At 56.8% G+C, this 13,986-nt stretch carries 17 protein-coding genes and 1 pseudogene; 3 read left to right on the plus strand and 15 right to left on the minus strand.

The window, feature by feature from the left end; translation table 11 throughout:
- Window positions 1–18 precede the first annotated feature (18 nt).
- From ADH66_RS16560 to leuB, 5 genes are all read right to left on the minus strand, one after another.
- Entirely contained in the window at window positions 19–516 is a 498-nt protein-coding gene (locus ADH66_RS16560; RefSeq protein ID WP_084384408.1) for a helix-turn-helix domain-containing protein, read from the minus strand.
- A 2-nt stretch (window positions 517–518) separates the two neighbouring features.
- On the minus strand, window positions 519–884 hold the full coding sequence (locus tag ADH66_RS16565) for a sigma-70 family RNA polymerase sigma factor (protein WP_066538579.1): 366 nt from the start codon (window positions 882–884) through the stop codon (window positions 519–521).
- A gap of 105 nt (window positions 885–989) precedes the next feature.
- On the minus strand, window positions 990–1,967 hold the full coding sequence (locus ADH66_RS16570) for an asparaginase (RefSeq protein WP_066541870.1): 978 nt from the start codon (window positions 1,965–1,967) through the stop codon (window positions 990–992).
- A gap of 68 nt (window positions 1,968–2,035) precedes the next feature.
- Window positions 2,036–2,281, minus strand: coding sequence for a hypothetical protein (locus ADH66_RS16575; protein WP_066538577.1), 246 nt, complete (start codon window positions 2,279–2,281; stop codon window positions 2,036–2,038).
- A gap of 148 nt (window positions 2,282–2,429) precedes the next feature.
- The gene (gene leuB, locus ADH66_RS16580) at window positions 2,430–3,506 is read right to left on the minus strand and encodes a 3-isopropylmalate dehydrogenase (protein WP_066538576.1); all 1,077 of its coding nucleotides are present in this window, start codon (window positions 3,504–3,506) and stop codon (window positions 2,430–2,432) included.
- Window positions 3,507–3,673: 167 nt separating this feature from the next.
- Here leuB and ADH66_RS16585 point away from each other — a divergent pair, with 167 nt between their 5' ends.
- Window positions 3,674–4,486, plus strand: coding sequence for a YhfC family intramembrane metalloprotease (locus tag ADH66_RS16585; protein WP_066538570.1), 813 nt, complete (start codon window positions 3,674–3,676; stop codon window positions 4,484–4,486).
- Here ADH66_RS16585 and ADH66_RS16590 read toward each other — a convergent pair.
- Window positions 4,461–5,210 (minus strand): sugar phosphate isomerase/epimerase family protein, encoded by a 750-nt coding sequence (locus ADH66_RS16590; protein WP_066538568.1) that lies wholly within the window; start codon window positions 5,208–5,210, stop codon window positions 4,461–4,463. The genes ADH66_RS16585 and ADH66_RS16590 overlap by 26 nt on opposite strands.
- Window positions 5,211–5,337: 127 nt before the next feature.
- Here ADH66_RS16590 and ADH66_RS16595 point away from each other — a divergent pair, with 127 nt between their 5' ends.
- The gene (locus ADH66_RS16595; RefSeq protein ID WP_066538566.1) at window positions 5,338–5,712 is read left to right on the plus strand and encodes a RidA family protein; all 375 of its coding nucleotides are present in this window, start codon (window positions 5,338–5,340) and stop codon (window positions 5,710–5,712) included.
- 34 nt (window positions 5,713–5,746) lie between these two features.
- Complete coding sequence (asnA, locus tag ADH66_RS16600) at window positions 5,747–6,748, plus strand: aspartate--ammonia ligase (RefSeq protein WP_066538565.1); 1,002 nt, start codon at window positions 5,747–5,749, stop codon at window positions 6,746–6,748.
- A gap of 49 nt (window positions 6,749–6,797) precedes the next feature.
- Here the strand turns inward: asnA and ADH66_RS16605 are convergent, their stop codons facing one another.
- The 9 genes and pseudogenes from ADH66_RS16605 to ADH66_RS16640 all read right to left on the minus strand — a co-directional run bounded on the left by ADH66_RS16605 (window position 6,798) and on the right by ADH66_RS16640 (window position 13,883).
- Window positions 6,798–7,685 carry a sugar phosphate isomerase/epimerase family protein gene (locus tag ADH66_RS16605; protein ID WP_066538564.1) on the minus strand — a complete coding sequence of 296 codons (888 nt, stop codon included), beginning with the start codon at window positions 7,683–7,685 and terminating at the stop codon, window positions 6,798–6,800.
- Between the two features lie 97 nt (window positions 7,686–7,782).
- Window positions 7,783–8,793 (minus strand): NAD(P)H-dependent glycerol-3-phosphate dehydrogenase, encoded by a 1,011-nt coding sequence (locus ADH66_RS16610; RefSeq protein ID WP_066538563.1) that lies wholly within the window; start codon window positions 8,791–8,793, stop codon window positions 7,783–7,785.
- Entirely contained in the window at window positions 8,793–9,509 is a 717-nt protein-coding gene (locus tag ADH66_RS16615) for a hypothetical protein (protein ID WP_066538562.1), read from the minus strand. Before ADH66_RS16615 ends, ADH66_RS16610 begins: the two co-directional genes overlap by 1 nt.
- A gap of 30 nt (window positions 9,510–9,539) precedes the next feature.
- Complete coding sequence (locus tag ADH66_RS16620; RefSeq protein ID WP_066538560.1) at window positions 9,540–10,676, minus strand: hypothetical protein; 1,137 nt, start codon at window positions 10,674–10,676, stop codon at window positions 9,540–9,542.
- Between the two features lie 54 nt (window positions 10,677–10,730).
- Window positions 10,731–11,222: pseudogene (locus ADH66_RS16625) on the minus strand (sigma-70 family RNA polymerase sigma factor); the annotation flags it as partial.
- Window positions 11,223–11,268: 46 nt separating this feature from the next.
- The gene (locus ADH66_RS16630) at window positions 11,269–12,711 is read right to left on the minus strand and encodes a recombinase family protein (RefSeq protein ID WP_066538558.1); all 1,443 of its coding nucleotides are present in this window, start codon (window positions 12,709–12,711) and stop codon (window positions 11,269–11,271) included.
- Between the two features lie 66 nt (window positions 12,712–12,777).
- Entirely contained in the window at window positions 12,778–12,954 is a 177-nt protein-coding gene (locus tag ADH66_RS20220) for a hypothetical protein (protein ID WP_157130653.1), read from the minus strand.
- A 351-nt stretch (window positions 12,955–13,305) separates the two neighbouring features.
- Window positions 13,306–13,497, minus strand: a complete 192-nt coding sequence (locus tag ADH66_RS16635; RefSeq protein WP_066538557.1) for a helix-turn-helix domain-containing protein — start codon at window positions 13,495–13,497, stop codon at window positions 13,306–13,308.
- On the minus strand, window positions 13,494–13,883 hold the full coding sequence (locus ADH66_RS16640; RefSeq protein WP_157767228.1) for a sigma-70 family RNA polymerase sigma factor: 390 nt from the start codon (window positions 13,881–13,883) through the stop codon (window positions 13,494–13,496). Before ADH66_RS16640 ends, ADH66_RS16635 begins: the two co-directional genes overlap by 4 nt.
- Window positions 13,884–13,986: the final 103 nt, after the last annotated feature.

The raw sequence follows: 13,986 nt of genomic DNA on the forward strand, positions 1-13,986 counted from the left end.
TGGCTCCCGGGTATTTCTCTACAGAATCAAAACCGCTTTCAGCCTCTCCCAGCTCTTTTTCCTGGTCTTTTTCCGTCCCATCTCCCAATCCCGCACCGACTTCTCCCCGACCCCCGCCAGCTCCGCAAATGCCTTCCGGCTCAACCCCAGCCTTTTCCGAGCGTACCGTATCCGGTCAACCGGCCCGCCATAGAGGAACCGGCTATACTCGTCCAGCAAATCCTCCACCGGCACCTGATATAGCTCTGCCAGCTTGTCCACCGCATAAGCCGGATACTCCTGGCAGTCCCCGCGCTCCATCTCCTCATACAGAGTTTGAGAGATACCCACCCGCTGGGCCACCTCTTTCTGCATCAACCCTAACCTAAGCCGACACCAACGCAGTCTCTCTGGCACGGTGTGCAAGTCTTCATACCTCTTGCCTATCCCCATTGCGAACACCTGGAACGTGTGCACATAAAGCGGCGCACACCTGCCGCTCCGGCCCATCAGGTACAGTCCATCCCCCAAAGGCATTTTTACCCGCCATATCTCTCTCGTGTTAGCATAGCATTTTCAATACACTTAGAAGCATAACTGGAAAGCCGTATCCCTTTCCCCGCGTCAAAGGTATCCACCGCCTTTATCAGCCCTATTGTCCCTATCGAAACCAGATCCTCCTGGTCGCTGCCGCTGACATAGTATTTCTTCACGATATGCGCCACCAGCCGCAGGTTATGTTCTATAAGCCGCTGCCGGGCGGCGGCGCTGCCTGCGGCCATCTCCGAGAGGGCCTGCCGCTCGGCCTGGGCGCCCAGCGCCCGGGGGAAACTTCCCGCACCGGTGACGTGCAGGAGAAGGTAGACGGCGTGGGACAGGAGGTCGAGGAAATTTGCAAAAAACATGGGGGTCACTCCTATACAATTAACCTGTTTAATACTTTATGTTAATTGTATGAGCGGCCCCCAAAATATTTGCTTGTACCTGCCGGTTTATTCCGCGATAAGCCCTCAAAACAGCAGATCATAATTCACCGGCGTATAGAAAAGCCGCCTGACCTCCCCCGGCTCCCTGGTCCTCGCCAGCGCCCACATAAGCTTTGTCACCGCCGCCTCCAGGGTCATGTCGTAGGGCTCCAGAAGCCCCTCCCGCTCCTTGAGCCTGTGGCCCACCTGATACACCGACAGGTCGCTGCCCTCCTGGGGCACCTGGGTGGCAAGCACTACGGTCTTGCCCGCGTTCAGTATGCTTTCAAGCTCCGAAAGGTACGCGTCCGGGATGCCGCCCACGCCGTAGCTCTCGATTATCAGCCCGTCGCAGAGCCCCCCAAAGGAGGTAAACATCTCCGGCGGCAGGCCGGGTATCAGCTTCAGAAGGGCCACCCGGGTATTGAGCTTATGGGTGAAAACCGGCTCCCCCGCCCCCTTATAGGGTATGAAGCGCACCACCCGCCGGTCCCGAAGCTCCGCGATATCCGGGAAGTTGAGGCTTGAAAAGGCGTTATAGCTCTTGGTACGGGTCTTTCTGGCCCTGGTCCCCGCTATCACATGGCCGCCGAATACTATGCACACCCCGCTGTCCCCGCTGCACGCATAGCTGAAGCTGTCAAGAAGGTTCTGCCTTGCGTCGGTGTCCTCCCGGTCGATAGGCCGCTGAGCCCCGGTCAGAACGATGGGCTTGCCGGTGTTCTGTATGAGATAGGAGAGCGCGGCGGCGGTATAGGCCAGGGTGTCCGTGCCGTGGCATATAACAAAGCCGTCAAAGCGGCCGTAATTCTCCTCTATCACCTCCGCTATCAGGAGCCAGTCCCCGGGGGATATGTTGGTGCTGTCCAGGTTCAGGGGCTGGACGGCCTCCACACGGCAAAGGCCCCTGACCTCCGGCACCCTGGCCAGCAGCTCCTCCGCCGAAAACCCCGGCGCAAGGCCCGTCCCGGTTTTGCGGGAGGCGATGGTGCCGCCGGTGGCGATGAGCAGTATCTTTTTCATTTCAGTCACCCTTTTATGCTTTTCAAATTTATCTGGCAGTACCAGTATACCCCCTTTCCGCCGGGCGGTCAAGCTCCGCTTTTCTCCCCCTGCCTTTTTTGCAGCCTGCGCCAGTTTATATAGGTATAGGAGTCGTTCACAAGAAACACCGCAAAACACACCGTCACCGAGAGGTAGGAGGGCTCCCCAATACTCGCCATCACCCAGAGCACGATAAGCACCAGCGCCACAGAGCAGCACCAGAGCGCCCGCTCCCCCCGGGTAAAATAGTGGTAGAAATCGCGCAAAAGTGTGCGAAAATCAGCTTTTTTCATACTAAAAACCCCCGAAAAATGTACTATAATTTAAAAAACAGGGCACCCCGCGCACATCTTCAAAGACCTAACGATGTGCGCCGGGTGCCAAAGCTTTACTATTGCACCTGCTGCCCGGTGGCAGCTATTAAGTTTTCCGTACCAGGGTTCAGATAAGGGAGGCCACTATGTCCCCCATCTCCCCGCACCCCACCAGCTTCGCGCCGCAGCCCTCGGTGTAGATATCCCGGGTGCGGGCCTTGGTGAGCGCCTTTGCCACAGCGTCCTCTATGGCCTTCGCAGCCTCGGGCTCGTCCAGAGAGTACCGAAGCAGCATGGCTATTGACAGTATGGTTGCCAGCGGGTTCGCCGCGTCCTGTCCGGCGATGTCAGGGGCGGAGCCATGGATAGGCTCGTACAGTCCGAAGCCGCTGCCGCCTAAACTAGCCGAGGCCAGCATACCGATGGAGCCGCTTATCATGGAGGCCTCGTCCGAGAGAATATCCCCGAACATATTGGAGGTAAGTATCACGTCGAACTGCCCCGGGTCCCGGACCAGCTGCATGGCGGTATTATCCACGTACAGATGGCTGACCTGCACCTCGGGGTACTCCTTTGCTATCCTGTCCACCGTGGCCCGCCATAACCTGGAACTGTCCAGCACGTTGGCCTTGTCCACGCTTGTAAGCCGTTTATCACGCTTTTGGGCCATGTCAAAGGCCACCCGGGCAATGCGTTCTATCTCCGGCACGGAGTACCGCTCGGTGTCAAAGGCGGACTTCACGCCGTCCCTCTCCTCGGTGCCCCTGTCCCCGAAGTAGATGCCCCCGGTGAGCTCTCTGACCACCATTATGTCAAGGCTCTCCCCGATTATCTCGGGCTTCAGGGGAGACGCGCCCCGCAGGGGCGCGAATATCACGGCGGGACGCAGGTTGGCGTAGAGCCCCAAGGCCTTGCGTATGCCCAGAAGCCCCGCTTCGGGCCTGTTGTTCCCGGGCTCCTTGTCCCACTTGGGCCCGCCCACTGCGCCCAGTATCACCGAATCCGCCGCCTTGCAGGAATTGACGGTCTCCTCCGGCAGGGGGACCCCTGTGGCGTCTATGGCCGCGCCCCCCAGGAGCTGATAGTCATATTCTACCGAAAAGCCAAACTTGTCCGCGGCCTTATCCAATGCCTTTATGGCCTCGTCCACTATCTCGGGCCCGATGCCGTCGCCCTTTAAAACGGTGAGCTTATAATTTTTCATACTGCCAAACCCCTTTTATCTTTCAGTTTATACTGGAAATTTTAGCACAATGAAGCCCTTCTGTCAAGCAGGGCGGCCTTTGAAAGAACTTGACATTCCAGGGAGTATATGCTACAATACACACAACGTTTAACTTAAACGTAAAATATCCAAAGGAGAATAAGCATATGCAGAACGTACCAAACATATTTCAGTCCGTAATAGTCCTGGCCATAACCTCCCTGCTCCTGCTGGCGCTGCCCGTAATCGCGGCCCTCGTCTGGAGAAGGCGCGCAAAGCCCAGCTTCGTGCCCCTGTTCCTGGGGGCGGCGGGCTTCCTGCTCTTTGCTCGGGTGTTGGAGCTGGGGGTACATATGGTGTGCATCGTCATGGACAACCCCGTCTCCCGCACGATACTTTCAAGCACGCCCCTCTACGTGCTCTACGGCGCGTCTATGGCCGGTATCTTCGAGGAGTGCGGGCGCTATGTCTTTTTGCGCTTCACCATGAAGAAGCACCGCGGCAGAGAGGACTACGTCATGTACGGCATAGGCCACGGCGGCATAGAGGTCTTTGTCATACTCATGGGCATTTTGAGCTATCTGGTGACAGCCGTGCTGTTGATGCTCCAGGGCCCCGAAGCCACAGGAAAAATGCTGGACCCCACAGGCGCCGGTAATATCGGCCCCGCCCTGGAGGCCGCGGCCAGCTTCGGCCCCATGATGGGGCTGCTGAACATTGTGGAGCGCGTACTAGTCATGTCCGCGCACATCTCCCTGACCCTGGTGGTGGCCTATGGGCTGGACACGGGCAAGAGCCGCCTGTACCTGCCCCTGGCTATCCTGGCCCACGCTTTAGTGGACGTTTTCGCCGCCCTGTACCAGCGTGGCGCGGTGAGTATGCTTCTCTGCGAGGGCTGGGTGCTTTTGTGGGCGGTGCTGCTGGCGGTCTGGGCCGTCAGGCTCTATAAAAAGCTCAATACTTCCCCCGCAAATTCTTAAAGCTTATCTCAAGGCAGTCGAAGGGGCTGCCCACGCAGGTGTCCTGCTCCACCAGAAGATGCTCTGTCCCGCACCTCTTTGCCGTCTTAATAATTTTATCAAAGTCCAGGTTACCCTCCCCCACCGGGGCCATCACCGGCTCCCAGCCGCTTACGGCCATATCCTTAAGGTGTATGCAAGGTATGCGCCCAGAGAGCTTCTCCATCCAGGCGCACACGTCAGCGCCGCCCATATGCACCCAGTAGGTGTCCAGGGTAAAGCCCAGCTCACCGGGGGCGAAGTTCTCCAGCAGGGTGTCTATCACCAGCTTGCCGCCGAACTTCTGGAACTCCACGTTGTGATTATGGTACATCAGCAGCTTGCCTGCGGCGGCAATTTTCCTTGCGGCCTCTTTATAGTCATCGGCGAAGTGCCAAAGCCATTCGGGAGAGCAGTATTTCTTGGGCATCATGCCGATGCCTATGTACTTACAGCCCATGACGTCGTGCTCTTTTATGACGTTCTCTGTGTCGTTCAGAATACGGTTGGGGTCCGTATGGGTCAGCACTATCTCGAGTCCGTGCTTATCGCAGAGCTCCCGGACCCGCTCCGGGGCGATGGGCCCTACGGCCGATATCTGCACGGTGGTATAGCCCATTTGGGCCACCCGCATAAGGGAGTAGTCCAGGTCCTTTTCCGTCTGGGTGTACTCGCGTAAGGTGAAAAGCTGCGCGCCTAGTTTCACAATTATGACCTCCCGATAATTTTACTATCATATTAGCGCAGTACCTCGGGAATGTCAAGGGCTTGATTTTTTCCCGCAAAAAGTATAATATATATGGTGTATAAAAAAATCAAAGGAGGATATTTCCATGAACAAGACAATAACAGCTCAAAATGCCCCTGCCGCCGTGGGCCCCTACTGCCACGCAAAGCTCTGCGGCAATACTCTCTACACCTCCGGCCAGCTGGGGCTCGTCCCCGCCACAGGAGAGCTGCCCGACGGGGTAGAAGCCCAAGCCAGGCAGGCCCTTGAGAACCTTAAAGCCGTGCTTGAAGCCAGCGGCATGGCCCTCTCAGATGTGGCCAAGACCACCGTATTTTTGGCAGACATCAACGACTTCGCGGCTATAAACGCCATTTACGCCGAGTATTTCACCGGCGAGGCCCCTGCCCGCTCCTGCGTCCAGGTGGCGGCCCTTCCCAAGGGCGCACTCTTTGAGATAGAGGCCGTCGCAGTAAAGTAAGGCAAAGCAAACTAACCGATTGGAGGTGTTTCCCATGACGACAATACCCGAGGGCTATGTCTCCACCCTCAGCCTTTACGACACCCAAAAGGCCATCGGCCTTATAAAGAACGTGTTTCAGGTGAAGCTCTGCGCGGCCCTGCATTTAAAGCGGGTCACAGCGCCCCTCTTTGTGGATCCCTCAACGGGCCTTAACGATGACCTCAACGGCGTGGAGCGCCCGGTGGGCTTCGACATCCCCGCCGTGGGGATAGACGGCCAGGTGGTGCACTCCCTGGCAAAGTGGAAGCGGCTGGCCCTTCACGACTACGGCTTCTATGTGGGCAACGGCCTTGTGACGGACATGAACGCCATACGCCGGGACGAGGAGCTGGACAATCTCCACTCGGTCTATGTGGACCAGTGGGACTGGGAGAAGGTCATAGACCGGGAGAGCAGAAATATAGGCTTTTTGCAGGAGACGGTCGGAAGGATAGTCAGCGCCGTCTGCGGCACTTTGGATGAGCTCAAATGGCAGTTTTCGGACCTGCCCGTGGACCTGTGCCGTGACGTGACCTTCATAACCGCCCAGGAGCTGGAGGATATGTGGCCCGAGCTTAGCTCCAAGGAGCGCGAGAACCGATTCACAAAAGAGCATAAGACGGTGTTCATAGAGGGCATCGGCGGTAAACTGAAGAGTGGAAAGCTCCACGACGGCCGGGCCCCCGACTACGACGACTGGGCCCTTAACGGCGACCTGTTCTTCTGGCACGAGCCCTTAGGCTGCGCCATGGAGATAAGCAGCATGGGCATAAGGGTGGACCCGGAGAGCCTTGACAGCCAGCTTAAAGAAGCCGGCTGTGAGCACAGGCGGGCGCTGCCCTTCCACAAGCTGCTCCTGGCAGGAGAACTGCCCCTTACCATAGGCGGCGGCATCGGTCAGAGCCGTCTCTGTATGCTGCTTCTTGGCAAGGCCCACATCGGCGAGGTCCAGGCCTCCCTCTGGGACAGCGACACCCGGGAGAAGTGCAGAGAGGCCGGAATAGTCCTGCTGTAAACAAAACCTTGGCCGGCCCTGACAGCAGGGCCGGCCCTTTATTTTTTTCTTACTGGATATTCTCCTTCACAAACTTTGCGTCGTCCGCAATGCACTTGTCGTGCTCGTCATAGAAGCCCTCGCGCTCCACCACCCAGAAGGCCTCGAAGCTCTGCTCGTCCAGGGCCTCCTTAATAGCCCTCCAGTCCATATTGGACTCGGGCGCGCCCATTTTGCACTGGACGTTAAAGCGCTTCTGCCCCTCGGGGCTCTGGTTCCGGGCGTTGAACTGATCCAACATTGCCTGGCGTTCCTCCAGGGACATTTCCTTAACATGGGCGAAGGGGCTCTCGTGGGGACCCTCGGCGTGGGCTGACTTGGGCTGGGGCCCTGGGCCCTGGACCCGGCAGTTCTCCTTGACGTGGATGGCCACTATCCTGTCCCTATACCTGCGGATAAAGGTGGGGGGATATGTGCCTGCGTTCATGCACCAGCCGCAGTCCAGCTGGAAGAAGAACTTGCTGGAGTTATTTGCCATATGCTCGATAAGGGGCAGACCCTGGTCCACATAGAACTCCTTGCTGTGGTTGTGATAGCCGATCTTTATGCCGTAGGGCTCCGCCATCTCGGCCATCTTGTCCAGCTTGTGGGCCACCTCGATGGCCTCCTCCTTGTTGCAGAAGTCGGTGCTGGCCCAGATAACGGCCTTGCCGCCAAGAGCAGCCATCTTCTTGACGATTTCCTCGGTGGGCTCCGCGTGAACAGATACTATCTCCAGCCCGGTCTCCTGGGCCCACTTCTTAATGTCCTCAACGGGATTGTCCAGGTCCACAGGCAGCAGCTCCACGCCGTCGAAGCCCAGGGCCTTGATGGTCTGAAATTTCTCCAGCAGGGTGGGCCCAAGGCCTAAGTAGCTGGCGATGCCGCCGAAGGAATAGGTGCCGATATTTACTTTCATTGGAAACGACCTCCTCTTGGGTATTATATTATATATATTATAGTACCCAATTCAGGAGGATTTGTCAACAGGTTTTGCGTCAAAAACACCTAAACGACTAATATACCTCCTCGCCCTTGCGGTCCCTGGACATCAGCTCCCGCACGGCCATAGCGGGGGGCACCCCGCCGTGGATAATGGACTCCACGGCCTCTACAATGGGCATCTCCACCTTGTACCGCCTGGAGAGCTCCAGCACCGCAGGCAGGGCGTGGAGGCCCTCCACCACCATGCCGGTGCGCTCCACAGCCTCCTCAGGCGTAAGGCCTCCGCCTATAAGCTGCCCGCAGCGGTTGTTGCGGCTGTGGATGCTGGTAGCGGTAACTATCAGGTCCCCAATGCCCCCAAGGCCCGTAAAGGTCTGCCGGTCGCAGCCCATGGCGCAGCCCAGCCGTGTCAGCTCCGCAAGGCCCCGGGTGATAATGGCCGCCTTGGTGTTGTCGCCATAGCCTAACCCCAGAGAGATGCCCGAGGCCAGGGCTATCACGTTCTTCACCGCCCCGCAGAGCTCCACCCCCCGGATATCGGGGTTTGTATACACCCTCATGCAGGTATTCATGCACAGGTCCTGGACCTGCCTTGCCGCCTCCGGATCCGGGCTTGCGGAAACGATGGTGGTGGGCATATCCCTTGCCACCTCCTCGGCGTGGGTGGGGCCGGAGAGGGCCACTAACCTTGCGGGCCCCGCCCCGGCTTTTTTGAGCTCGTCAGCTATGACCCCGGTCATGGTCAGAAGTGTGCCGGCCTCTATGCCCTTGGCCGCGTCGGCTATAAGCTGGCCCGGGCCTATATAGGGCGCGGCCCTCCTGGTGGTCTCGCGCACATAGGGCGAGGGCACCGCGAACAGCAGCAGGTCCATCTCCCGGCAGGCCTCCTCCATGCTGCCGGTAAAGATAAGCTCCCGTGGCAGCTCCACCCCGGGAAGGTTCGGGTGCGCCCGTGTCTCTGAGAGCGTACTCACCTCGCTGTCAAGGGCGGACCAGACGGTGACTACACTGCCGGTATTGGAGAGCATCCTCGCTAGGGCCGTGCCCCAGGTCCCGGCCCCAAGAACGGTTATCCGCTTCATTATCCGGGCTCCCCCTTCTCCTCCGGCTTTAATATGTCCTCTCCCCCGCGCACACGCTCTATAAGCGCCGCCATAAGTTCCCGGTCATACTCCTTGCTCTTTTTCACAAGCTCGTCTATCCTGTCCGAAAGGGTCTCACGGTTCCACTTGGCGAACTCCTCTATCTCTTTTTGAGAAGCGCCCCTTCTCATCATGGCGTCCATGGCCTTGGCGTTCCCCCTGAGGACCTCCTGGACGGCGGCCCTGCGCTCCTCCCGGGCGGTGACGGTCTCTGTATACTTTTTAAGCCCAGCGTTCAAATCCTCATACTCCTGCCGGGTGATGGAGCCCTCCGAAAAGGCCTCGTCTATTTTCCGGCCCACCTCCCCGAAGTGCTCCGCAAGCTGGTCCCGGCTGATAGTCAGGCTGAACTCTTTCAGCTGGGACCGAAGGGCGTCGTCCCGCTCGTCCATAAGCATAGACAGCTCCCTGGCCTTTTCAGAGACCTGGCTGTTGGTGAAGGTGGTGGAGAGCTGCGGCTTTCCAAGCACCCTCCCGATAATGTCCTCGTCCAGCTCCTCAAGCTGCCTTATCCCATAATCCTCTCCCGGCTGGAAGGAGTCGAAGCGGCCCTCTCTGATACTGGTCTCCAGCTTCTCCAGGGCCTCTTCAGAGATGGTTACCTTTGAGCCGGGGCCATAGTTCTTTATATTGTTTGCGATAGGGGTTATGTTCATATGTGTCTCTCCAGTCTCTATATGTTATTATTACGCTCTCGCATCCCATCCGCCCTCAGCCCTTTTCTGGCTCTCGCTCCACGCCTTATCGGCAAAGTACCCGCTGGGGGCCACCTGGAAGTTCCGCAGATACTTATTGACCGCAACGATTTCACTCTTTACCCCGGCCCCGAACTGCAACAAATCCCCCAGATTCTTCACCTCCGAGGGCAGGTCCCGGCCCAGGCTGAAGTCAAAGCTCTTTGAGACGAGCATATCCCTGTACATGGCCCAAACCCTGGACTTTGGCCGGGGGATATCCTCCCCGCCCCCGCTTATGAGCACGTCCTCCTTGCTGCCCTCCTCCTCAAAGAACCACTTAAAGTCCTCTGGCGGCGCCGCGTCAAAGTCCAGTATCCACTTCTCCTCTATGGCCAGCAGACCGCCGGGGATATAGTCGCTCTCGCCGGAGACAGCGGAGTTGAAATTATAAAGGCTGTTCTTGCCGATAGCTATATAGTCGGGTATCTGGAACTCTTTATAATCCCGCTCTTGGGCCATACCCATTACCCTTTCGGATATTGCCCCGATGGCGCTCTCGCTCTTATAGTAGTAGTCAGAGTTATAATAGTGCCAGTCACGGTTATGCTTGGAGGCAAGCTCACTGCCCTCGGCGTTGTTATGCTGCACGGCGGACTTCAGTATGGCTCCCCGAAAGCAGTCATAGGCGAAGGACATAGCCGCCTCGTCCATGCCGGTGAGCATCGGGAAGGGGTACTGCTTTTCCTTACAGATACCGATGAACTTTTCAGCCAGGGCCTGGAATTTGTCCGCAAGCTCGCTCTCGGTCACTTCCCCATCGAAGAAACCGTCGGCAAGGCTCTCCATGGAGCTTTTCATGCTCTGGATATCCTCTGATATCTTCGCGCCGCAGCCCGCACCCCGGAAGAAGGTGTCCTTTACGTTCTCCAGCTGTTTCCAGTGGGGCTGGTGCACAGAGCCGTCTATTGTCCAGCCGATGGCGTTCATCTCGTCGGCATTTAGGGTGTACTCAGTCCTGTTCCCGGTCACCCGCTTCACGGTCTGGCCGTTCACCGTCATGTTCTCCCCTCCGGTAACGTCTGTGTGGGTTACCCTGACCGGCTCGCCGTAAAAGACCGGCCTGCCGCCCTCTATTTTTATGTTCATGCCGATACCTCCAATACGCTTATATGAAGTATATCGGCATATATTGTCCTAAAGTTAAGCCCTTATCTCCGCCTTTATCTTCCCAAGGGCCCCCTTCTCAAGCCTTGACACCTGGGCCTGGGAGATGCCCACAAGGCCCGCCACCTCCATCTGGGTCCTGCCGTCCAGAAAGCGCATGGAGAGTATGCGCTTTTCCCGCTCAGATAGGTTGTGGATGGCCTGTTTTATGGCTATCTCCTCCAACCAGTCCTGGTCGTCGCTGCCGCCCACCTGGTCCATGATATACACCGGGTCCCCGCCGTCGGAGAAGGTGGGCTCGTATAGGGACACCGGCTCCACAATGGCCTCCAGGGCCACCACCACGTCCTCCCGCTTTATCCCAAGCTCAGTCGCCATCTCCTCCACAGTGGGCTCCCTGCCGTTCTTTGCGGTAAGGCGCTCCTTGCACTGGATGGCCTTATAGGCCGTGTCCCGCATGGAGCGGCTGACCCTCACGGAGTTGTTGTCACGGAGGAAGCGACGTACCTCGCCGATTATCATGGGCATGAGAGTACCCTGGGGAAAAACTATATTTTGAGGCAAAGAACAGCTATTACGCAACATATTTGGCTGTCCCCGCCTTTCCTTTGTCCTTTAAGAAGGTGTAGAATATCTCCACCTTGTTCTTGTGAATGATAATGCGGTCAATGCAGTCCCGCAGCACGGTCTGGCGCTCCTGCATACTGAGCATACCCCAGGCCGACCGGATGCTGACTACCCGCTCCCGAACCAGGTCGATGTGCTTGGCCCGGGTGCGGGTCTCCTCCTCCATGATAAGCTGTTCCCGGAGCAGGGCCAGCTGGCGCTTGTTCTCCTCTATGGTGTCCAGCAGCATATCGTTGCCGTCTATGGCGTAGAGGTTATACAGGCGCTTGACTTTGGCCTCGGTTTGGGCGATCTGGCTCTCCAACTCCTGGAGGGGGTTGACCGGTGGGGCAGTGTCATCCTTTGTAGACCGTTCCAGATTGGCCGAGATGTTGAACAAGTCCTGTATCACCAGGTCCTCAATCTGGTCGGCCCAGCAGGGCTCTGAATCGCAGGAATCGGCCCGTTTCATGTGGGGCTTGGAGTTGTCTTTGGAGTAGCAGTACAGCTTGTAGCCGTTCTTGCCCCACTTCACATACCTCATACGTGCGCCGCACTCGCCGCAATACACAAGCCCAGCCAGCAGGTGGGTGCCTTTGGTAGGCACCCGGCTCTTCTCGGAGCGTTCCCGCATTTTGATTTGGGTCAGGTTGTATATCTCCTCCGAGATAATTGGCTCGTGCAGCCCGGGGTACTCCTCGCCCTTATAGCATATCACGCCGGTGTTGCTCTTTCGGGTCAATATCTGGGTGACGATCTTGTCATAGTGCAGCCCCAGCATATTGGCGATTTTTTGGGCGGAGTAGCCCTTCAAATAGAGGTCGTACATCTTCCGCACCTGTTCGGCCTGCTGGGGGTTCGGCACCAAGATACCCTGGTTTCGGTCGTAGTCATACCCGTAGGGTACTCCACCGCCGCCCATCCAGTAGCCCTGCTTGACCCTCTCCAGCATACCCATGCGGGTGCGCTGGTAAATGTTCTCGCGTTCAAGCTGGGCGAACGCTGACAGAATCCCTATCATGGCCCGGCCATAGGGCGTGCCGGTGTCGATGTTCTCGTTGAGAGATACGAAAGCCACATCGTTGGGGATAAAGATGTCCTCAATCAGGTACAGAGTGTCCTTCTGGCTGCGGGAGAGGCGGTCCAGCTTGTAGACCACCACCGCACACACCTTTCCCGCCTGTACGTCCGCGATCAACTGCTGCATTTTTGGGCGGTTCAGGTTGCTCCCGGAAAATCCGGGGTCGATATAAAGTTGATAGTTTTTCCATCCCATAGCCCGGCAGTAGGCTTCCAGCCGTTCCTGCTGGGCCCCGATGGAATAGCCCTCCTCCGCCTGCGCCTCCGTGGAAACACGGATATACAGCACGCGAAAGCGGGTTTCTAACTCTTGGTTTGGCTTGCTTGCCACGTTTTCTCCTTTCCGGAAATGCCCTCTGCAAGGCACTTTCAGTATACCATATTGCCGGGTAGAAAATCAATGGGAGAATTTCCCATCCGCCCGGTCACTGGGTTCTGACTTTGGCGTATCAAGAAGCCGGTGCTGCAAATCTTTCAGCACCATGACTACGCCGAGGTTTTCCACCTCAATGGCGGGCAGCTTTTCTCCCCTGTATGGCTCGTTGTTGATATAGCGTATAACTGTCATGTTCATGGTATCACCTCATAGTTCATTATGGTCTGCTTGTCCGTGATGTAATCGCTTTCTGATTGGATTCCACCTGCGGAGGTTTTGTTTTGCAACGAAAAAATAAAAATATCTTCCCCAGCGTCCGTGGCTAACGGACTATGGAGTGGTCGGTTCTCCCATATTCCATGCGGGTATCGTCGCGTTGGGGCGGTGCCGCCGCCTCATATGTACTCATGGCCAGCTTGCCGGGCTGGTGGATAGCCGCTCGCCCACAGGGATATGTACCGGGTCAGATTATGCGGTTGTCAAGGTTCGGGGCATGGGGAAATGCCTTTCACTCTATAAAAACAACTGAGATTTCGGAAATCTTCCCTTTCAGAGAGAAAATTTTGAAATATTTTTGAAAATGTGCAGCAGGATATACTGGCGCAGGTCTTCGTCCAACTCTCCATCAATATAGCTTCTGCTATTTATCAGCGGCATATATAACTCAATTATATCGGCAAGTGCTTCATTACTGCCATTCACTGCCGCCATAAGTGTCGTGCGAAATTCCTTGGCACTCATAACTCGCCACCGCTTTCCAGCGCATCGCGGAGCCTTTTTATTGCCAGTGACTTCTGCTTATAGACGTACTGTACCGTGCAGCCCAACTCCTTTGCTACTTCCTCTGGCGACATATCCAGAAAAAACAGCATTGCCATTATCTTCTTTTTTGCAGCGGGCAGCTGAGCAAACGCCTTTGAGAGATTCTCCTCCTCAAAACAGAAACGCTCAGCCACCGGCATATCCTGGAAACATAACTGCTCCATAGGAGCTTCCTCCAGGGAAATCGTGTCCATTCTACGACTCTGTGCCTTTATGTAGTTTTGTCTTGCTCTGTAAACAGTCACCTCCATCCATTTCGTAAACCTCGCCCTAAGTTCATCTCGTTCCTGATTTTTCCCGCGCATGGTGCGCTCCTTTCTCCCAGAGCACACCATCAGGGCAAAGCGCGGAACGAAAAAACCAGACACACCTGAATGGTATGCCTGGACAAAATGATATAAAAAGACA

Origin of the sequence: Acutalibacter muris, from assembly GCF_002201475.1 — a bacterium.
Classification (GTDB): domain Bacteria; phylum Bacillota; class Clostridia; order Oscillospirales; family Acutalibacteraceae; genus Acutalibacter; species Acutalibacter muris.

Bases quoted from the DNA above. Each gene is read 5' to 3' on its own strand.
- ADH66_RS16595 (WP_066538566.1), top strand. From the start codon at position 5,338: ATGAACAAGACAATAACAGCTCAAAATGCCCCTGCCGCCGTGGGCCCC.
- ADH66_RS16615 (WP_066538562.1), bottom strand. From the start codon at position 9,509: ATGAACATAACCCCTATCGCAAACAATATAAAGAACTATGGCCCCGGC.
- ADH66_RS16605 (WP_066538564.1), bottom strand. From the start codon at position 7,685: ATGAAAGTAAATATCGGCACCTATTCCTTCGGCGGCATCGCCAGCTAC.
- ADH66_RS16620 (WP_066538560.1), bottom strand. From the start codon at position 10,676: ATGAACATAAAAATAGAGGGCGGCAGGCCGGTCTTTTACGGCGAGCCG.
- ADH66_RS20220 (WP_157130653.1), bottom strand. From the start codon at position 12,954: ATGAACATGACAGTTATACGCTATATCAACAACGAGCCATACAGGGGA.
- ADH66_RS16575 (WP_066538577.1), bottom strand. From the start codon at position 2,281: ATGAAAAAAGCTGATTTTCGCACACTTTTGCGCGATTTCTACCACTAT.
- asnA (WP_066538565.1), top strand. From the start codon at position 5,747: ATGACGACAATACCCGAGGGCTATGTCTCCACCCTCAGCCTTTACGAC.
- leuB (WP_066538576.1), bottom strand. From the start codon at position 3,506: ATGAAAAATTATAAGCTCACCGTTTTAAAGGGCGACGGCATCGGGCCC.
- ADH66_RS16585 (WP_066538570.1), top strand. From the start codon at position 3,674: ATGCAGAACGTACCAAACATATTTCAGTCCGTAATAGTCCTGGCCATA.
- ADH66_RS16560 (WP_084384408.1), bottom strand. From the start codon at position 516: ATGCCTTTGGGGGATGGACTGTACCTGATGGGCCGGAGCGGCAGGTGT.
- ADH66_RS16640 (WP_157767228.1), bottom strand. From the start codon at position 13,883: ATGCGCGGGAAAAATCAGGAACGAGATGAACTTAGGGCGAGGTTTACG.
- ADH66_RS16610 (WP_066538563.1), bottom strand. From the start codon at position 8,793: ATGAAGCGGATAACCGTTCTTGGGGCCGGGACCTGGGGCACGGCCCTA.
- ADH66_RS16565 (WP_066538579.1), bottom strand. From the start codon at position 884: ATGTTTTTTGCAAATTTCCTCGACCTCCTGTCCCACGCCGTCTACCTT.
- ADH66_RS16635 (WP_066538557.1), bottom strand. From the start codon at position 13,497: ATGAGTGCCAAGGAATTTCGCACGACACTTATGGCGGCAGTGAATGGC.
- ADH66_RS16570 (WP_066541870.1), bottom strand. From the start codon at position 1,967: ATGAAAAAGATACTGCTCATCGCCACCGGCGGCACCATCGCCTCCCGC.